This window comes from Xanthomonas sp. NCPPB 2864, assembly GCF_056675615.1.
The window spans coordinates 1,129,399-1,146,859 of record NZ_JBWWVS010000001.1 but is presented as its reverse complement, the minus strand read 5'-3'; the positions used below and the strand labels follow the sequence as shown (position 1 = coordinate 1,146,859).

Sequence of the window (17,461 nt, the reverse complement as noted above, 5' to 3'; positions counted from 1 at the left end):
AGCGGCGCATTGCGGGGTAGGAATCAGGCTAACCCTGCCGTGGTACATCGGCCGGTGGAAGGTGATGCCACGCAGGTGCAATGCGCCAGGCAGGACAGCGTGTGCTGGCCGCACAGCAACCGTATCAGCCTGCATTCGCCTCGATTTCATGACTGCCGCGTTATGTTCGCCACTGTTTCTGAGGAGCTTCCCCCATGCGTAAAGGCACTGCACTGATTGTCGGCGTGACCGGCATTTCCGGTTACAACCTCGCCAATGTCCTGGTGGCCGATGGCTGGACCGTCTATGGCCTGGCACGGCGCCCGCTGCCTCAGGACGGCGTGATCCCGCTTGCGGCCGATCTGCTGGATGCCGACAGCACCAGCACCGCGCTGCGTGGCCTGCCGATCACCCACGTGTTCTTCTGCACCTGGACACGGCGCGACACCGAGCGCGAGAACGTCGAAGCCAACGGCGCGATGATGCGGCATCTGTGCGAAGCGTTGAGCGATGCGCCGCTGCAGCACATGGCGCTGGTCACCGGTACCAAGCATTACCTCGGCGCCTTCGAGAACTACGGCAGCGGCAAGGCGGAAACGCCGTTCCGCGAAAGCGAGCCGCGCCAGCCCGGCGAGAACTTCTACTACACGCTGGAAGACCTGTTGTTCGCACATGCCGAGCAACACGGCTTCGGCTGGAGCGTGCATCGCTCGCACACCATGATCGGCATGGCCAATGGCAGCAACGCGATGAACATGGGCGTGACGCTGGCGGTGTATGCGTCGCTGTGCAAGCACACCGGCCAGCCGTTCGTGTTTCCCGGCTCGCAGGCGCAGTGGAACAGCCTCACCGACCTGACCGACGCCGGCCTGCTCGGCAAGCAACTGGCCTGGGCCGGCCTGAGCCCGGCCGCACGCAATCAGGCCTTCAACACCGTCAACGGCGATGTGTTCCGCTGGCGCTGGATGTGGAGCCAGATTGCCGACTTCTTCGGGCTCGACGCTGCGCCCTGCCCCGAGACCCCGCAACCGCTGGAGGCACGCCTGAGCGAGACCGCGCCGGCAATATGGAGCGAGATCGCCAGCCAGCATGGCCTGGTGGAGGCCGACGTCAATCGATTGGCATCCTGGTGGCACACCGATGCCGACCTGGGCCGCGAGATCGAGTGCGTCAACGACATGACCAAGAGCCGCGAACTGGGCTTTACGGATTTCTACGACAGCCGCGCCTCGTTCCTGGAACTGTTCACGCGCCTGCGCGCGCTGCGCATCATTCCCTGATGCGCTGGGTCGTCGCCACGCCCGTGGCGGCGACCGTTCTTCCTGTCAACGCAAGTCCTGTCGACGCGAGCATCGACGCGATGCTGCGCGCGGGCACTGCGTGCTGAACGCGCATGTTGTGGCCACCGTCGGTCGATGCATCATGCGAATGCACCCGCCACCAGCCCCAGGATCTTCAATCTGAGATCGCGGGTTCAACACCACCCAGCCGCCAGGAACTCCGGCGGCCAGGCAGTGCTTCTCACACCGCAGATGGCGCCAGTTCGCGCAGCTTGCCCTGATGCAGCTCGAGCACGCGGTCCAGGCGTCGCGCCAGACTGCGATCGTGCGTTACCAGGACCAGACTGGTGCGCTGCGCACGATTGAGCTCCAGCATCAGCTCGAACACGGTCTCGGCGGTCTTGTCGTCCAGGTTGCCGGTGGGCTCATCGCCCAGCACGCAGCCTGGCTTGTTCACCAGCGCACGCGCCACCGCCGCACGCTGACGCTCGCCGCCGGACAACTCGCTGGGCTTGTGCTCGATACGATGTCCGAGCCCGACCGATTCCAGCAACTGCAAGGCCTGCGCCCGCGCCACCGACACCTCTTTCCCGGACAACAGCACCGGCATCATCACGTTTTCCAGCGCGGTGAATTCCGGCAGCAGATGATGGAACTGGTAGACGAAACCCAGGGCCTGATTGCGCAGCTTGCCGCGCTCGCCATCGGACAACGCCGACATGCGCCGGCCGGCCACGTACACCTCGCCGGAGGTCGGAATGTCCAAGCCGCCGAGCAGATGCAGCAGCGTGCTCTTGCCCGCCCCTGAGGCGCCGACAATGGCCACGGTTTCGCCGGTCGCCACGGTCAAATCCAGACCGTCGAACACCGGCGTGCGCATTTTGCCTTCGGCGTAGGTCTTGCCCAGACCCTCGGCGCGGATCACCGCCTCTGCATGGTTTGGCGTTTGCACGGCCGATTCCCTGATCTCATTCATAACGCAGCGCCTCCGCCGGCTGCGTGCGCGAGGCGCGCCATGCCGGATACAAGGTCGCCAGGAAACTCATCACCAGCGCGACGACGGTGATCACCACCACGTCCTGGGTCTGCATGTCGGTCGGCAAGCCGGTGATGTAATACACGTCCTCGGGCAGCAGCTTGACGCTGAAGATGGTCTCGATCACACCCAGGATGCGTTCCAGGTTGAGCGTCAGCACGATGCCGCCGATCACACCCATGATCGTGCCCATGAAGCCGATCAACGAACCCTGCACCATGAACACCTGCATCACCCCCGCAGGCGACAGGCCCAGGGTGCGCAGGATGGCGATATCGGCCTGCTTGTCGGTGACCAGCATGACCTGCGAGGACACCAGGTTGAACGCGCCCATCGCCACGATCAGCGACAGCAGGATGCCCATCACGGTCTTTTCCATCTTCAACGAGTGGTAGAGATTGGCGTTCTCCTGGGTCCAGTCGCTGACCCGGTACGGGCCATGCAACTTCACCGCCAGATCGCGCGCCACCGGCCAGGCCTGATCCATGTCGTGCAGGCGCAGCCGCACGCCGGTGACGCCGTCCATGCGCAACACGCGCGCCAGGTCCTGCATGTTGACCACGGCCAGGCCGCGGTCGATCTCGTTGTAGCCCGCCTCGAAGATTCCGCTGACGGTGAAGCGCTTGAGCCGCGGCATCGCGCCCAGCGGCGTGGCCTGGGTATCGCTGAGCAGCACCACGATGCTGTCGCCCATGTCCACGCCCAGCCACAGCGCCAGCTCCTTGCCGATGACGATGTTGTAGGAGCCCGGGGTCAGGCTGTCGACCGACCCCTGCTGCATCTTCTTGGCCAGTACCGATACCTTGCCCTCTTCGGCAGGAACGATGCCGCGCACGATCGCCGGCTGCTTGCGCGGGCCCTGCAGCAGCGATTCGGTTTCGATGTAGGGCGCGGCACCGGCGATGCGCGGATCGGCCATGGCGACCTCGACTGCATGTTGCCAGTCGTGCATCGGCGCGCCATCCGCACTGACCGTGGCATGCGCGGCCATCTGCAGCAGGCGGTCGCGGATTTCCTTCTGGAAACCGCTCATCACCGCCAGCGTGGTGATCAGCACGGTCACGCCCAGGGCAATGCCCAGGATCGATGCCATCGAGATAAACGAGATGAAGCCATTGCGCCGCTTGGCACGCAGGTAGCGCAAGCCGATGGCAACCGGGATAGGTTTGAACATGCGGTTCAACCAGGAAAGGGACGCTATGGTGCCACTTGCGGCCGCCGGGACGAAATGGCGTGTGCCTGAGCGGCCAGACGCAGTTCACGTCGCTGCGCTGCGGGCAAGGTATCCGGCCAGAAAAGCAGGCGTTGGCGACGTGCATCCAGGCCGGTCCACGCCACCACCGCGATCGGCCCGCGCCACGCCACCTGCAGGCCCTGCACCTGCACACCGTCAACGCTGGCAGGCGTTTCGCTCCAGGGCACGATCACTTCCCGTGCTGACGAGCGCAACAGCAGGCGCAGCGATCGTCCACCGGTCAACACCGTATAGACGGACAACAGCATCGCCAGCCATGGCGGTGCCCCGCTCCGCCAGAGCGCCCCCAACGCGAGCGCGCTCAGCACGCCCAGCGCGCAAGCAAGCCCTCGCGAGGGCCGCCATTCAAGCCGGCATGGCGCGAATATCGGCGATGAGTGCGGCGTTGACGGCATCGGGGCAGGCCTCGTATCCCATGAACCAGCGCCACAACTTATCGTCTTCGCAATCCAGCAGCTGTAGGAAAACCGCGCGCTCGGATTCGGAAGCCTGCGCCCAGCGTTGATCCAGATAGCGCCCGAACAATTGATCAAGCTCGCGCATGCCGCGCCGGCAACGCCAGCGCAGTTTCTTCAACAGGGTTTCTTCATCCATCTCACTCTCCAGCTCGCCTTGCCGGCGCCGAAAACTACAGCGGCACCAGACCAAGGGCCGGTGCCGCTGTGAACCATCTCCCCGCCAACGCGGGGCCGCATTGCGCTGCGATCAGGCGCGACGCGCCATCATCAGCTTCTTGATCTCGGCAATCGCCAGCGCCGGGTTCAGGCCCTTGGGGCAGGTCCGCGCGCAGTTCATGATGGTGTGGCAGCGATACAGCTTGAACGGGTCTTCCAGGTCGTCCAGGCGCGCACCGGTGTCCTCGTCGCGCGAATCGATGATCCAGCGATACGCCTGCAGCAGGATCGCCGGGCCCAGATAGCGCTCGCCATTCCACCAATAGCTCGGGCAGCTGGTCGAGCAGCAGGCGCACAGGATGCACTCGTACAGGCCATCAAGCTTGCGGCGGTCTTCCGGCGACTGCAGGCGCTCGCGATCCGGCGGCGGCGGGGTCTGGGTACGGATCCACGGCTTGATCGACGCGTACTGCGCGTAGAAGTGCGTCAGATCCGGCACCAGGTCCTTGATCACGCTCATGTGCGGCAGCGGATAGATCGGCACCTCGGCCTTGCCGCAGGCGGCAATCGCCTTGGTGCAGGCCAGCGTGTTGGTGCCGTCGATGTTCATCGCGCACGAGCCGCAGATGCCCTCGCGGCAGGAGCGGCGGAACGCCAGTGTCGGGTCGATCTCGTTCTTGATCTTGATCAGCGCGTCCAACACCATTGGGCCGCACTTGTCGAGATCGATCTCATAGCTGTCGGTACGCGGGTTGGCTTCGCCATCCGGATCCCAGCGGTAGACCTTGAAGGTGCGCGTGTTCTTGGCGCCCTGTGCAGGGTAATGCTTGCCCTTGCCGATCTTTGAATTCTTGGGGAGGGTGAACTCTGCCATAGCTGCTCTCGTTGGCTCAGGCGATGCGCGGTGCGAACGACAACCGCACCGTGCGCATGAAGGTAAAGATGACGGATGCCACCGCCGAGGCGGTGGCGCAATCGCCGGCGGCATGCCGGCGTTGCCCCTGCGTCATGACGCGATCCGGCTGGCGCGGTGCACGGCTGCGGTACCCGGACAGGCCGGCCAGCAGATGCAGGGCGAAAGCAGATCGATCCATGCGCATCGATCAGTAAACGCGCGGCTTCGGCGGGACCACGTCCACGTCCTTGCTCAGCGTGTACATGTGCACCGGGCGATATTCGAACTCGCACTTGCCCTTGTCGTCGACGGTGACCAGCGTGTGCTTCTGCCAGTTGACGTCGTCGCGGTCCGGGAAGTCTTCATGCGAATGCGCGCCGCGGCTTTCATGCCGCTGCTCGGCCGAGTTGATCGTCGCCACTGCATTGAGCAGCAGGTTGTTCAACTCGTAGGTTTCGATCAGGTCCGAATTCCACACCAGCGAGCGGTCCGAGACCTTGACGTCCTCGAAGCTGGCGAAGATCTCGGCCATCTTGTCGACACCCTCTTTCAGGGTCTTGCTGGTACGGAACACGGCTGCGTCCGACTGCATGGTGCGCTGCATGTTGTCGCGGATCACCGAAGTCGGCGTGGAGCCGTTGGCGTAGCGCAGCTTGTCCAGCAGGCCCAGCGCCTTGTCGCAGGCATCGGACGGCAGCGTCTTGTGCGGCTGGTTGGGCTTGACCGTCTCGGCGCAGCGGTTTGCCACCGCACGGCCGAACACCACCAGATCCAGCAGCGAATTGGAACCCAGGCGGTTGGCACCGTGCACCGACACGCAGGCAGCTTCACCGATCGCGTACAGGCCCGGCACGACCGCATCCGGATTGTCGCCCTGCTTGCGCACGACTTCGCCATAGAAGTTGGTCGGAATGCCGCCCATGTTGTAGTGCACGGTCGGCAACACCGGAATCGGCTGCTTGGTCACGTCCACACCGGCAAAGATGTGCGCGCTCTCGGCGATGCCGGGCAGCTTTTCGTTGATGACTTCCGGGCCGAGGTGGGTCAGGTCGAGCAGGATGTGATCCTTGTGCTCGCCCACGCCACGGCCTTCGCGGATCTCCACGGTCATCGAACGCGATACCACGTCGCGCGATGCCAGATCCTTGTAATGCGGTGCATAGCGCTCCATGAAGCGCTCGCCATTGCTGTTGCGCAGGATGCCGCCTTCGCCACGCACGCCCTCGGTGATCAGGCAGCCCGCACCGTAGATACCGGTGGGATGGAACTGCACGAACTCCATGTCCTGCACCGGCAGACCGGCACGCATCACCAGGCCGCCGCCGTCACCGGTACAGGTGTGGGCGGAGGTGGCGCTGAAGTAGGCACGGCCATAGCCGCCGGTGGCCAGCACCACGCCGTGGGCGCGGAACAGATGCAAGCTGCCATCGGCCATGTCCAGCGCCAGTACGCCGCGGCAGACGCCTTCCTCGTCGAAGATCAGGTCGAGTGCGAAGTACTCGATCATGAAGCGCGCGTTATGCGCCAGCGATTGCTGATACAGCGTGTGCAACATCGCGTGACCGGTACGGTCGGCCGCCGCGCAGGTGCGCTGCGCGGACGGGCCTTCGCCGTACTTGGTGGTCATGCCGCCGAACGGGCGCTGGTAGATCTTGCCCTCTTCGGTCCGCGAGAACGGCACGCCGTAGTGCTCGAGCTCGATAATGGCCGGAATCGCCTCGCGGCACATGTACTCGATCGCGTCCTGGTCGCCCAGCCAGTCCGAGCCCTTGATGGTGTCGTAGAAGTGGTAGCGCCAGTCGTCTTCGCCCATGTTGCCCAGCGCGGCGGAAATGCCGCCCTGCGCCGCAACGGTATGCGAGCGGGTCGGGAAGACCTTGGTCAGGCAGACCGTCTGCAGGCCCTTCTGGGCCAGGCCGAACGTGGCGCGCAGGCCGGCGCCGCCGGCGCCCACCACGACCATGTCGTACTTGTGTTCTGTGATCTTGTAAGCGGACATCGAATTATGGATTCCTGTTTGGTCGCGGACGACTCAGCTGATGCCCAGCGCAATACGCGCCACGGCAAACACGCTGACGATGGCGCCCAGCACGGCGACGAAGCGCACGATGGTCTGCGCAGCAAGCGCGAGCAGCGAGTTGTGCACGTAATCTTCCAGCACCACCTGCATGCCCAGCTGCGCATGCCAGAACGAGGCGATCAGGAAGCCGACCAACAGGATCGCGTTCCAGGGCTTGGCCACGGCAGCGCTGGCCGCAGCGTGATCGGCACCGATCAGGCTCAGCACGAAGATCAGGAACCAGATCGACAGCGGCACCAGGGCGGTGGCGGTCAGGCGCTGCACCACGAAGTGCTCGGTGCCGGTCTTGGCGGCACCCAGGCCACGCACGTTCTTCAGCGGGGTACGGTAGCGGTTCATACGGCACCTCCGGCCAGCAGTACATAGGCCCAGATCGCAGCGGTGAGCACGAAGCTCAGGATTAGCGACAACCAGCCAAGACTGACGAACGAGCGCACTGCATAGCCCTGTCCGAAGTCCTGCATGATGTGGCGCAGTCCACCGAACAGGTGGAACGCGAAGCACCAGGTCCAGCCGAACAGGAAAACCTGGCCGTACCAGGCGCCTGCGTGCTCGCGGAAACAATTCCAGTGGTCGGGGCCGAGCATCAATGTCAGCAAGGCGGCGGCAATCGCCAGGGCGCCGATGGACAGTACGATGCCAGTGGCTCGATTGAGAATCGAGGTCACCATCTGTATCTGCCAGCGGTACACCTGGAGATGCGGGGAAAGAGGACGTTCGCGGATCGCCATTCGCTGGGCTCGTTTTCTCGGCTGGGCGGCACTAGACCGCTGTGGCTAAAAGCTGCTCAAAAATCGATGCAGCGTCCATTTTTTTCCCAGTCGCCGTAGCGCGTTGGCTCGGGGCCGTCGCGTCCACCAATCTCCTTGGGCAGTGGCTGCTTCTCGGGAAGATGCTCCTGAGGAGAAGGCTGCGTCTCGGAATCCTGCGCTGGGGTGGGGGTTGGATGGCCTATCATAGTGGTCTCACAACATTGCGATTTTAGTCCTCCCCTTCCATGGCTGACAACCTGAATCTTATTCCACAGGGTTTTGGCTCCCTGCACGACATGCAATACGTCCGCTTGATCGGGACGGATGCAGTGGCGTTCGCGCATGCGCAATTTGCCAACGACGTACAGGCGCTGGCGATCGGGCAGTGGCAGTGGAATGCGTGGTTGACGGCAAAGGGGCGCGTGATCGCCATCTTCGCACTCCTGCGTGAGGACGACACCCACCTGCTGATGCTGTTGCCCGATGGCAATGCGGCCGAGATCGCAACGCAACTCGGCCGTTTTGTGTTCCGACGCAAGCTCAAGATCGGCGTGGCGGCGCTTTTGGCGTTTGGCAGCCTTGCCGCGCCCGCCCGTGCCCAGGGCGCGCAGGCCGATATCGGAACGCAGCGTATTGAATTGGACCTGGGTAGCCCTGACCTGCCGCGCACGCTGATGTTGCTGGCGAACGATGAGGCATTGGCCACGCCTATCGAAGTACCGCGCATGGACGCCGAGTGGCGCCGTACGGACCTGCAACTGGGGCTGGCGCGCCTGCCCGATGTGCAACGTGAGCAGTGGACGCCGCAGCAGCTGGCGCTGGATCGCCTGCAGGCCTTCAGCGTCAAAAAGGGCTGCTATCCGGGCCAGGAGATAGTGGCGCGGACGCATTTTCTGGGCAAGGCCAAGCGTGCGCTGCAGCTGTTGCAGGTCGATGCCGTTGGCAACGATGCACTGGTCGAGGCGGGCCAGGCCGTGCTGCTGGGCGATGCCACCGTCGGCACGCTGGTCAGCGTGGCGGGCGATCTTGCGCTGGCGGTGCTGCCGCTGGAGCTGACCCTGGAGGCAGACGCCGTACTGCAGGCGGGCGCACATGCCGCCCGCCCGCTTGCGTTCGTGCAGGGGCTGGCGCGCTAGGCCAGCGCCAGACGCTCGCCGCTGGCCGGGTCGAAGAAGTGCAGCGCCTCGCTGCGCAGCGCCAGCCGCAGCTGCTCCCCCACCGCCGGCAGGACCTGCGGCGCGACCCGGATCACCAGCGGTTGGCCGCCACGGTCGAGGTTGAGGAAGATCTCATTGCCGACCGGCTCGATCACATCGATACGCGCGTCAAAGCCCAGCGCGGCATCGTTTGACGGCTGCAGATGCTCCGGACGCACGCCGACGATGACCTCGCGACCGAACCAGCTGCGCTCGACCCGCGCCGCACCCAGCGGCACGCGCCAGCCATCGGCCATGACCAGATGCAGGCCGTCCTGCTCATCCAGGCGCCCCTGCAGCACGTTCATCGCCGGGCTGCCGAGGAATCCGGCCACGAACAGATTGGCCGGGCGGTCGTACAGCGCCATCGGGCTGTCGATCTGCTGGATCACCCCATCCTTGAGCACCACGATGCGCTGGCCCAGCGTCATCGCCTCGACCTGATCGTGGGTGACGTAGATCATCGTGGTGCCGAGCTTGCGGTGCAGCTGCGCGATCTCGGTGCGCACGCTGTGGCGCAGCTTGGCATCCAGATTGGACAGCGGCTCGTCGAGCAGGAACACCGACGACTCGCGCACCATCGCCCGCCCCAGCGCCACGCGCTGACGCTGGCCGCCGGACATCGCCTTGGGCAGCTTGTCGAGCATCGGGGTCAGCCCCAGCAGCTCGGCGGCGTTGTTGACCCGCTCGGCGATGACCTGCTTGGGGTGGCCGCGCAGCTTGAGCCCGAAGGCCAGGTTCTCGGCCACGGTCATGTGCGGGTAGAGCGCATAGCTCTGGAACACCATGGCGATGTCGCGGTCCTTGGGGGCCACGTCGTTGACCACGCGCTCGCCGATCTTCAACGTGCCGGCGCTGATGTCCTCGAGCCCGGCGATCATGCGCAACAGGGTCGACTTGCCGCAGCCGGACGGACCGACCAGCACCATCAATTCGCCATCGGCGACCTCGAAGCTCGCACCCTGCACCGCGACCTGACCGTTCTCGTAGACCTTGCGGACACCTTCCAACTGCACTTTCGCCATCTTCGGCCTCAACGTAAGTTGTGCGCCCTGCCCTCGGCCCTCCCGACGGCGGTGACGCCGCATGCGCCTGCAAGGAAATTTCCTGCAAACGAATGCATTGGTTTATTCTGACATGTAATCGTTTTCACATGGCAACATCGATCTCGGGAGGGACCATGCCGCCACCGACCCAAGCCGCTGCCTCAAGCGGTGCAGCCTACCGTGCAAGGCCCGCCATTCGGCCACGCATGTGCAGGTCTACCGCCGCGGCGCTAACCGCTGACGGCCACTTGCTGCAACAATCGGGGATTGGGCGCACGCGTCCATCCCCGCTGCGCGCACGCCAGTGTCGCTCAGGAACAGACATACCGACCGCCGGCTGTCCGGCGCCTTTCCGACCAGCTGCTGATCACGATGTCTCCAGAATCTGAAATTCGGTCCATGCACAACACCCTGATCCTGTTCGGCGCCACCGGCGATCTCGCCCAGCGCTATCTCTTCCCGTCCCTGCTGCGATTGTTCGTCGATGGCCTGCTGCCGGAGGACTTCCGTATCCGTGCGCTGGCATTGTCGCCGCACGACACCGAGGCATTCCGCGAGGTCCTGCGCCCGCGCCTGGCCGCCGCGCTGCCGATCGCCACGCCCGAGCAGATCGAAACGCTGCTGCAGCGGGTCGACTATCGCTCGGTGGATCTGCGCGATGCCGAGTCGGTGGCCAATGCCGTACGCGAGCTGGCCAGCCGCCAGTGCGTGAGCTACCTGGCGATTCCGCCGGGCCTGTACATCAGCACCTGCCAGGGCCTGGCCCTGGGCGGTGCGCTGGCCGCGCCGCACCGGCTGATGCTGGAAAAGCCGATCGGCCACGACTCGGAAAGCGCCCGCGAGATCCTGCAGTCGATCGGCGCGCTGATCGACGAAGACCGCGTGTTCCGCCTGGACCATTACCTGGGCAAGGCGGCGGTGCAGAACCTGATTGCGCTGCGCTTCGGCAATACGTTGCTGGAAGCGGTGTGGAACCGCACCTACATCGAATCGGTGCAGATCCTGGTGGCCGAGAGCGAAGGCGTGGATGGGCGCGATGCCTACTACGCACGCTCCGGCGCGCTGCGCGACATGGTGCAGAGTCACATCCTGCAGTTGTTGTGCCTGGTGGCGATGGAGCCGCCGGCCTCGCTGGAAGCCGATCGCATCCGCGATGAGAAGGTCAAGGTGCTGCGCGCCCTGCGCCCGATGACCGCCGAGTATGCCGCCCATGACAGCGTGCGTGGCCGCTACACCGCCGGCAGCATCAACGGCCAGCCGGCGCAGGCCTATCACCCGCCGGAAGGCAGCGACGTGGAAACCTTCGTCGCGGTGACCGCGCATATCGACAACTGGCGCTGGGCCGGGGTGCCGTTCCACCTGTGCACCGGCAAGCGCCTGGCCGAGCGTTCCACCCGCATCGTGGTCACGCTCAAGCCGGTGACGCATTGGCTGTTCGAGCGCCCGGACCGGCAGAACGCGGTGCCCAACCGCCTGACCTTCCAACTGCAGCCGCAGGAAAACATCGAGCTCGGCCTGATGAGTAGCCTGGCCGGCCCGGAATGGGGCGCGATCGAACTGCAGCCGCTGGAACTGGAACTGTCGGTACCGACCGGCCTGCACCGCCGCATCGCCTACGAGCGCCTGTTCGTGGATGCCTTCAACGGCAACCCGGCGCTGTTCGTGCGCGACGACGAGGTCAAGGCCGCCTGGTCGTGGATCGACAGCGTCAGCGATGCGTGGAAAGACGCGCAGCTGCCGCTGCATTCCTACCCGGCCGGCAGCTGGGGCCCCGATGCCGCGGCGCCCTTCCTGCCCCCGGCCACCGACGCACAGGGACACACCGCATGACCGCTCCTTCCAAGCCGGTGCTGGTTGCCGATATCGGCGGAACCAATGCGCGCTTCGCGCTGGCCGACGTCGACGCCTCGGTGCCGCTGCTGGATGACACCTCGCGCGAATTTGCGGTGGTCGATTTCGGCTCGCTCGGCGAAGCCGCGCGCTATTACCTCGACCAGATCGGCGTGCAGGCCACCCAGGGCGTGTTCGCCGTGGCCGGCCGCGTGGACGGCGACGAGGCGCGCATCACCAACCATCCGTGGGTGATCTCGCGCTCGCGTACCGCGGCGATGCTGGGCTTCAGCACCCTGCACCTGATCAACGACTTCGCCGCGCAGGCCATGGCGATCAGCCTGCTGCGCCCGCAGGACGTGGTGCAGGTCGGCGGCGCCAGCTGGCGGCCGGCGCCGATCGATCAACCGCGCAACTACGGCGTGATCGGCCCGGGCACCGGGCTGGGCGTGGGTGGGCTGATCATCCGCAACGGGCGCTGCTTTCCGCTGGAAACCGAAGGTGGCCACGTCAGCTTTCCGCCCGGCACGCCGGAGGAGATCCGCATCCTGGAGATCCTTTCCGAGCAGTTCGGCCGGGTCTCCAACGAGCGCCTGATCTGCGGCCCGGGCCTGGTCAACATCCATCGCGCGCTCAGCGAGATCGCCGGGGTCGACCCGGGCCCGCTGCAGCCCAAGGACATCACTGCGCGTGCGGCGGCGGGCGACCCGCGCTCGTCGCGCACCATCGATCTGTTCTGCGCCATCTTCGGTGCGATCGCCGGCGATATGGTGTTGATGCAGGGCGCCTGGGACGGCGTGTTCCTCACCGGCGGGCTGGTGCCCAAGGTGCTGGATTCGCTGCAGCATTCCGGCTTCCGCCAGCGCTTCGAACACAAGGGACGCTTCTCCGCGATCATGTCGCGGGTGCCGTCGCTGGCGGTCATGCATCCGCATGCCGGCCTGCTCGGCGCCGCCGCCTATGCGGTGGATGCGCAGCGTCAGCATCCAGGGGAGCAGCGATGAACCTGCAGGACAATCCGCGCATCACACTGGTGCGCTACGAAGACCCCGCCGAATGGACCGAGGCGGTGGCCAGCGAGATGGCCGACCTGCTGGAACAGGAGATTTCGCGCCGCGGCCAGGCGCGCATGCTGCTGTCCGGCGGCACCACCCCGGCGCCCGTGTACGAATCGCTCGCTCACCGTCCGCTGGACTGGTCGCGGGTGGAAGTGGGTCTGGTCGATGAGCGTTGGCTCTCGCCGCAGGATCAGGACAGCAACGCCTGGCTGGTCAATCACAGCTTTCTGACTCATGCACCGGCGGCGACCTTCATCCCGCTGGTGCGCCCGGGCAAGCAGTTACCCGAGTGCGTGCACACCGCGAACCTGCAGGCCAGGCACGCCGAGCCTGCGTGCCTGGCGGTGCTGGGCATGGGCGGCGACGGACACACCGCCTCGCTGTTTCCGGGCTCGACCGACCTGAGCAAGGCGCTGTCCAGCCCGCAACCGTATGCGTCGCTGGATGCCACCGGCTGCCCCGGCTCGAATCAGTGGCCGCTGCGGATCACGCTGACACCGGCCGGGTTGGCCGCCATCCCGACCCGCCTGCTGCTGTTGCGCGGCAAGCAGAAGCTGGACGTGCTGCAGGCTGCATTGGCCGGTGACGATGTCAGCGAGTATCCGATCCGCGTGGCGCTGCAGCCGCCGGGCCCGAAATTGCGGGTTCATTGGTGTGCCTAGGTGCGAGTCCCTCGCAACAGCCCGCACATCCTTGTGCGGGGATTCAAACGTGCGAGTCCCTCGCAACAACCGATTTTGTGCGAGTCCTTCGCGAGAGCCCGCACATCCTTGTGCGGGTATCTACGAAAAGAACAGCGTGATTACCTTCCCCGTTTCTCATAGCCGGTAGCCAATGAGCCTGCATCCGAACATTCAAGCTGTCACCGACCGTATCCGCAAGCGCAGCGCGCCGTCGCGCGCGGCGTATCTGGCCGGTCTTGATGCCGCCCTGCGCGAGGGTCCGTTCCGTAGCCGTTTGAGCTGCGGCAACCTGGCGCATGGTTTCGCCGCGTCCGAGCCGACCGACAAGTCGCGCCTGCGCGGTGCGGCCACGCCCAACCTGGGCATCATCACCGCCTACAACGACATGCTGTCGGCACATCAGCCGTTCGAGCATTACCCGCAGCTGATCCGCGACACCGCGCGTACGCTCGGTGCCACCGCGCAGGTGGCCGGCGGCGTGCCGGCGATGTGCGACGGCGTGACCCAGGGCCGCGCCGGCATGGAGCTGTCGCTGTTCTCGCGCGACAACATCGCCCAGGCCGCGGCGATCGGCCTCAGCCACGACATGTTCGACAGCGTGGTGTACCTGGGCGTGTGCGACAAGATCGTGCCGGGCCTGCTGATCGGCGCGCTGGCGTTCGGGCATCTGCCGGCGCTGTTCATGCCGGCCGGCCCGATGACGCCCGGCATTCCGAACAAGCAGAAGGCCGAAGTGCGCGAGCGCTACGCCGCCGGCGAAGCCACCCGCGCCGAACTGCTGGAAGCCGAGTCGTCCTCGTATCACTCGCCCGGCACCTGCACCTTCTACGGCACCGCCAACTCCAACCAGGTGTTGCTCGAGGCGATGGGCGTGCAGCTGCCCGGTGCCTCGTTCGTCAACCCGGAGCTGCAGTTGCGCGATGCGCTGACCCGTGAGGGCACCGCGCGTGCGCTGGCAATTTCTGCGCTGGGCCAGGACTTCCGTCCGTTCGGTCGCCTGATCGACGAGCGTGCCATCGTCAATGCCGTGGTCGCGCTGATGGCCACCGGTGGTTCGACCAATCACACCATCCACTGGATTGCGGTGGCGCGTGCGGCCGGCATCGTGCTGACCTGGGACGACATGGATCTGATCTCGCAGACCGTGCCGCTGCTGACCCGCATCTACCCCAACGGCGAAGCCGACGTGAACCGCTTCCAGGCCGCGGGCGGCACTGCCTTCGTGTTCCGCGAGCTGATGGACGCCGGGCTGATGCACGACGACCTGCCCACCGTGGTCGAAGGCGGCATGCGCGCCTATGCAAACGAGCCGCGCCTGCAGGACGGAAAGGTCGTCTACGTGCCCGGCACTGCGACCACCGCCGACGACAGCGTGGCGCGGCCGGTCAGCGCCGCATTCGAATCGCAGGGCGGCCTGCGCCTGCTGCGCGGCAACCTGGGCCGCTCGCTGATCAAGTTGTCGGCAGTCAAGCCGCAGCACCGCACGATCGAAGCGCCGGCAGTGGTGATCGACACGCCGCAGGTGCTCAACAAGCTGCATGCCGCCGGCGTGCTGCCGCACGATTTCGTGGTGGTGCTGCGTTACCAGGGCCCGCGTGCCAACGGCATGCCGGAACTGCATTCGATGGCGCCGTTGCTGGGTTTGCTGCAGAACCAGGGTCGGCGCGTGGCCTTGGTCACCGACGGCCGTCTGTCCGGTGCGTCGGGCAAGTTCCCGGCGGCGATCCATATGACGCCCGAAGCCGCACGCGGCGGTCCGATCGGGCGCGTGCGCGAAGGCGACATCGTGCGCCTGGACGGTGAAGCCGGCACGCTGGAAGTGCTGGTCTCGGCCGAAGAGTGGGCATCGCGCGAGGTCGCACCCAACACCTCGGTGGCGGGCAACGACCTGGGGCGCAACCTGTTCGCCATCAACCGCCAGGTGGTTGGCCCGGCCGACCAGGGCGCCATCTCGATTTCCTGCGGCCCGACCCGTCCGGACGGCGCGCTGTGGAGCTACGACGCCGAGTACGAACTCGGTGCCGATGCAGCGGCCGCCGCCGCACCGCACGAGTCCAAGGACGCCTGATTCCCCTTCCCTCTGCGCGACCGCCTCGCGGTCGCCGTCTAACGGAGTTGCAATGACGATTGCCCAGACCCAGAACACCGCCGAACAGCTGCTGCGCGACGCCGGCATCCTGCCGGTGGTCACCGTGGACACGCTGGATCAGGCGCGCCGCGTCGCCGATGCGCTGCTCGAAGGCGGCCTGCCCGCGATCGAACTGACCCTGCGCACCCCGGTCGCGATCGAAGCGCTGGCCATGCTCAAGCGCGAGCTGCCCAACATCGTGATCGGCGCCGGCACCGTGCTGAGCGAGCTGCAACTGCGTCAGTCGGTGGATGCCGGTGCCGACTTCCTAGTCACTCCCGGCACGCCGGCGCCGCTGGCGCGCTTGCTCGCCGATGCGCCGATCCCCGCCGTGCCCGGCGCGGCCACGCCGACCGAGCTGCTGACCCTGATGGGCCTGGGCTTCCGCGTGTGCAAGCTGTTCCCGGCCACCGCCGTGGGCGGCTTGCAGATGCTCAAGGGCCTGGCCGGCCCGCTGTCCGAACTCAAGCTCTGCCCCACCGGCGGCATCAGCGAGGCCAACGCGGCCGAGTTCCTGTCGCAGCCGAACGTGCTGTGCATCGGCGGCTCGTGGATGGTGCCCAAGGACTGGCTGGCGCAGGGCCAGTGGGACAAGGTCAAGGAGAGCTCGGCCAAGGCGGCGGCGATCGTGCGGCAGGTGCGTGCGGCCTGATTCTCTGGCAGGCGTATCCAGCGGCTTGGAACCCAGGTTGGCGGGAACGCTGGATAGCTGAGGACAGCTGATCAGTTGGCGCTTTGGTTTTGAATGAGGAAAGCCCGATTTGCTGGCGCTTTGATTTTGGTTGAGGAAAGGCTGCTGGCAGGCGACGTGTTTCATGCGTGCGAGCGGCCCGCGGGCGCCGGGGCAGGACACGCCGTGAACCTATCCATGGGGGGCTCTTACACGCGCCTTGTCGTGTAAGGTCCCGCCCCGGCGCCCGCGGACCACTCTCGAATGTTCCTGTGTTGGCGGAACGGAGAGCAACAATTGCCGCAGGGCATGCTCGACCTAGGTTTCGATCGTTGCCTCGGCTATTGGGGCAGAGGCCTCTTCGCCTCCTTCTTGAAGGCAGCGGATTGAGAGCGATGGAAACCGTGCACTTCTGAGTAGTTGGCATCTGGGCGGTGTGTCTGAGAGCTACGAAGTCGAAGGTCCAGAAGACGTGCGGCGACCTTGGCGGATGATTTGCACCAAAATCGACCACTGAATCGGCTGTCGTTTTTCGTCGCTCAACGTCGCGGAAACGACTCGCCGAAGCGGCAGCGTGGCCGGGGATTGGCGGAGAGCGGCACAGGGATGTGCCGCGGCGGCGAGTCAGACAGGATGTCTGACCGAGCCGAGGAGCCAGTCCGCGGACGCGCTGTCGCCCTCACCGAAGCCAGCGAATGGCAGCCGTGTACTGAGCAGTACCCAGACAACCCGTACCCTCTCACCCCAACCCCGCGCCCCGCGCCCGGCCCACGCTTGCGGCGCGGGCGCTCCAAGGCACGCGCGCCCATGGCGCGCAAGCCGTGCCGCCTCGCCCCGGCGGGAGAGAGGCTTCAGGCGGCTAATAAAATTCAAAACTCGAGCGCTACGTGGCGATGGCGTCTTCGGCGCACCACACCATGACACGTCAACAGATCCCGGCTCTGCTGGTGTCATCGAGA

Annotated in this window: 18 protein-coding genes; 7 read left to right on the top strand and 11 right to left on the bottom strand. The window is 65.8% G+C overall.

Annotated elements, in window-relative coordinates:
* Positions 1 to 194: 194 nt before the first annotated feature.
* Positions 195 to 1,259, top strand: a complete 1,065-nt coding sequence (locus AC1KVE_RS04840; RefSeq protein ID WP_039521715.1) for an SDR family oxidoreductase — start codon at positions 195 to 197, stop codon at positions 1,257 to 1,259.
* 241 nt (positions 1,260 to 1,500) lie between these two features.
* Here AC1KVE_RS04840 and lolD read toward each other — a convergent pair whose 3' ends face one another.
* The 10 genes from lolD to AC1KVE_RS04790 form a co-directional block, all read right to left on the bottom strand.
* Positions 1,501 to 2,235 (bottom strand): lipoprotein-releasing ABC transporter ATP-binding protein LolD, encoded by a 735-nt coding sequence (gene lolD, locus AC1KVE_RS04835; protein ID WP_024938682.1) that lies wholly within the window; start codon positions 2,233 to 2,235, stop codon positions 1,501 to 1,503.
* On the bottom strand, positions 2,228 to 3,469 hold the full coding sequence (locus tag AC1KVE_RS04830; protein WP_054592953.1) for a lipoprotein-releasing ABC transporter permease subunit: 1,242 nt from the start codon (positions 3,467 to 3,469) through the stop codon (positions 2,228 to 2,230). The genes lolD and AC1KVE_RS04830 overlap by 8 nt, the downstream gene beginning before the upstream one ends.
* A gap of 23 nt (positions 3,470 to 3,492) precedes the next feature.
* Positions 3,493 to 3,945 (bottom strand): hypothetical protein, encoded by a 453-nt coding sequence (locus AC1KVE_RS04825; RefSeq protein WP_065047439.1) that lies wholly within the window; start codon positions 3,943 to 3,945, stop codon positions 3,493 to 3,495.
* Positions 3,896 to 4,144 (bottom strand): FAD assembly factor SdhE, encoded by a 249-nt coding sequence (locus AC1KVE_RS04820; protein ID WP_016902588.1) that lies wholly within the window; start codon positions 4,142 to 4,144, stop codon positions 3,896 to 3,898. The genes AC1KVE_RS04825 and AC1KVE_RS04820 overlap by 50 nt, the downstream gene beginning before the upstream one ends.
* Before the next feature lie 111 nt (positions 4,145 to 4,255).
* Positions 4,256 to 5,038 carry a succinate dehydrogenase iron-sulfur subunit gene (locus AC1KVE_RS04815; protein ID WP_024938686.1) on the bottom strand — a complete coding sequence of 261 codons (783 nt, stop codon included), beginning with the start codon at positions 5,036 to 5,038 and terminating at the stop codon, positions 4,256 to 4,258.
* A gap of 16 nt (positions 5,039 to 5,054) precedes the next feature.
* Positions 5,055 to 5,264, bottom strand: coding sequence for a hypothetical protein (locus AC1KVE_RS04810; RefSeq protein WP_481091828.1), 210 nt, complete (start codon positions 5,262 to 5,264; stop codon positions 5,055 to 5,057).
* 3 nt (positions 5,265 to 5,267) lie between these two features.
* Complete coding sequence (sdhA, locus tag AC1KVE_RS04805; RefSeq protein ID WP_016902591.1) at positions 5,268 to 7,058, bottom strand: succinate dehydrogenase flavoprotein subunit; 1,791 nt, start codon at positions 7,056 to 7,058, stop codon at positions 5,268 to 5,270.
* A gap of 33 nt (positions 7,059 to 7,091) precedes the next feature.
* A complete protein-coding gene (sdhD, locus tag AC1KVE_RS04800; RefSeq protein WP_016902592.1) occupies positions 7,092 to 7,478 on the bottom strand; it encodes a succinate dehydrogenase, hydrophobic membrane anchor protein in 387 nt (128 codons plus the stop codon).
* Positions 7,475 to 7,870, bottom strand: a complete 396-nt coding sequence (gene sdhC, locus AC1KVE_RS04795; RefSeq protein WP_026064344.1) for a succinate dehydrogenase, cytochrome b556 subunit — start codon at positions 7,868 to 7,870, stop codon at positions 7,475 to 7,477. Before sdhC ends, sdhD begins: the two co-directional genes overlap by 4 nt.
* A 56-nt stretch (positions 7,871 to 7,926) precedes the next feature.
* Positions 7,927 to 8,097, bottom strand: a complete 171-nt coding sequence (locus tag AC1KVE_RS04790) for a DUF1674 domain-containing protein (protein WP_162839016.1) — start codon at positions 8,095 to 8,097, stop codon at positions 7,927 to 7,929.
* A gap of 39 nt (positions 8,098 to 8,136) precedes the next feature.
* On the opposite strand from AC1KVE_RS04790, the gene ygfZ reads away from it, so the two are divergent.
* Positions 8,137 to 9,027: a CAF17-like 4Fe-4S cluster assembly/insertion protein YgfZ gene (gene ygfZ / locus AC1KVE_RS04785; protein ID WP_481091829.1), complete on the top strand. Its 891-nt coding sequence runs from the start codon at positions 8,137 to 8,139 to the stop codon at positions 9,025 to 9,027.
* Here ygfZ and AC1KVE_RS04780 read toward each other — a convergent pair.
* Positions 9,024 to 10,112, bottom strand: a complete 1,089-nt coding sequence (locus tag AC1KVE_RS04780; protein ID WP_104626727.1) for an ABC transporter ATP-binding protein — start codon at positions 10,110 to 10,112, stop codon at positions 9,024 to 9,026. The genes ygfZ and AC1KVE_RS04780 overlap by 4 nt on opposite strands.
* Before the next feature lie 420 nt (positions 10,113 to 10,532).
* On the opposite strand from AC1KVE_RS04780, the gene zwf reads away from it, so the two are divergent.
* The 5 genes from zwf (at position 10,533) to AC1KVE_RS04755 (ending at position 16,484) form a co-directional block, all read left to right on the top strand.
* A complete protein-coding gene (gene zwf / locus AC1KVE_RS04775; protein ID WP_481091830.1) occupies positions 10,533 to 11,963 on the top strand; it encodes a glucose-6-phosphate dehydrogenase in 1,431 nt (476 codons plus the stop codon).
* A complete protein-coding gene (gene glk, locus AC1KVE_RS04770) occupies positions 11,960 to 12,967 on the top strand; it encodes a glucokinase (RefSeq protein WP_016902597.1) in 1,008 nt (335 codons plus the stop codon). Before zwf ends, glk begins: the two co-directional genes overlap by 4 nt.
* Positions 12,964 to 13,683 (top strand): 6-phosphogluconolactonase, encoded by a 720-nt coding sequence (gene pgl / locus AC1KVE_RS04765; protein ID WP_102254232.1) that lies wholly within the window; start codon positions 12,964 to 12,966, stop codon positions 13,681 to 13,683. The genes glk and pgl overlap by 4 nt, the downstream gene beginning before the upstream one ends.
* Before the next feature lie 172 nt (positions 13,684 to 13,855).
* Positions 13,856 to 15,772, top strand: coding sequence for a phosphogluconate dehydratase (edd, locus tag AC1KVE_RS04760; protein ID WP_024938694.1), 1,917 nt, complete (start codon positions 13,856 to 13,858; stop codon positions 15,770 to 15,772).
* A gap of 52 nt (positions 15,773 to 15,824) precedes the next feature.
* Positions 15,825 to 16,484 (top strand): bifunctional 4-hydroxy-2-oxoglutarate aldolase/2-dehydro-3-deoxy-phosphogluconate aldolase, encoded by a 660-nt coding sequence (locus AC1KVE_RS04755; protein WP_104574688.1) that lies wholly within the window; start codon positions 15,825 to 15,827, stop codon positions 16,482 to 16,484.
* The last annotated feature ends 977 nt before the right edge of the window (positions 16,485 to 17,461 follow it).

What these genes read in the sequence shown, in the direction of transcription:
- AC1KVE_RS04840 (WP_039521715.1), top strand. Translation starts at nt 195, where the DNA reads ATGCGTAAAGGCACTGCACTGATTGTCGGCGTGACCGGCATTTCCGGT.
- ygfZ (WP_481091829.1), top strand. Translation starts at nt 8,137, where the DNA reads ATGGCTGACAACCTGAATCTTATTCCACAGGGTTTTGGCTCCCTGCAC.
- edd (WP_024938694.1), top strand. Translation starts at nt 13,856, where the DNA reads ATGAGCCTGCATCCGAACATTCAAGCTGTCACCGACCGTATCCGCAAG.
- AC1KVE_RS04820 (WP_016902588.1), bottom strand. Translation starts at nt 4,144, where the DNA reads ATGGATGAAGAAACCCTGTTGAAGAAACTGCGCTGGCGTTGCCGGCGC.
- AC1KVE_RS04825 (WP_065047439.1), bottom strand. Translation starts at nt 3,945, where the DNA reads ATGCCGTCAACGCCGCACTCATCGCCGATATTCGCGCCATGCCGGCTT.
- AC1KVE_RS04815 (WP_024938686.1), bottom strand. Translation starts at nt 5,038, where the DNA reads ATGGCAGAGTTCACCCTCCCCAAGAATTCAAAGATCGGCAAGGGCAAG.
- sdhA (WP_016902591.1), bottom strand. Translation starts at nt 7,058, where the DNA reads ATGTCCGCTTACAAGATCACAGAACACAAGTACGACATGGTCGTGGTG.
- lolD (WP_024938682.1), bottom strand. Translation starts at nt 2,235, where the DNA reads ATGAATGAGATCAGGGAATCGGCCGTGCAAACGCCAAACCATGCAGAG.
- AC1KVE_RS04755 (WP_104574688.1), top strand. Translation starts at nt 15,825, where the DNA reads ATGACGATTGCCCAGACCCAGAACACCGCCGAACAGCTGCTGCGCGAC.
- zwf (WP_481091830.1), top strand. Translation starts at nt 10,533, where the DNA reads ATGCACAACACCCTGATCCTGTTCGGCGCCACCGGCGATCTCGCCCAG.
- AC1KVE_RS04830 (WP_054592953.1), bottom strand. Translation starts at nt 3,469, where the DNA reads ATGTTCAAACCTATCCCGGTTGCCATCGGCTTGCGCTACCTGCGTGCC.
- AC1KVE_RS04790 (WP_162839016.1), bottom strand. Translation starts at nt 8,097, where the DNA reads ATGATAGGCCATCCAACCCCCACCCCAGCGCAGGATTCCGAGACGCAG.
- pgl (WP_102254232.1), top strand. Translation starts at nt 12,964, where the DNA reads ATGAACCTGCAGGACAATCCGCGCATCACACTGGTGCGCTACGAAGAC.
- AC1KVE_RS04780 (WP_104626727.1), bottom strand. Translation starts at nt 10,112, where the DNA reads ATGGCGAAAGTGCAGTTGGAAGGTGTCCGCAAGGTCTACGAGAACGGT.
- AC1KVE_RS04810 (WP_481091828.1), bottom strand. Translation starts at nt 5,264, where the DNA reads ATGCGCATGGATCGATCTGCTTTCGCCCTGCATCTGCTGGCCGGCCTG.
- sdhD (WP_016902592.1), bottom strand. Translation starts at nt 7,478, where the DNA reads ATGAACCGCTACCGTACCCCGCTGAAGAACGTGCGTGGCCTGGGTGCC.
- sdhC (WP_026064344.1), bottom strand. Translation starts at nt 7,870, where the DNA reads ATGGCGATCCGCGAACGTCCTCTTTCCCCGCATCTCCAGGTGTACCGC.
- glk (WP_016902597.1), top strand. Translation starts at nt 11,960, where the DNA reads ATGACCGCTCCTTCCAAGCCGGTGCTGGTTGCCGATATCGGCGGAACC.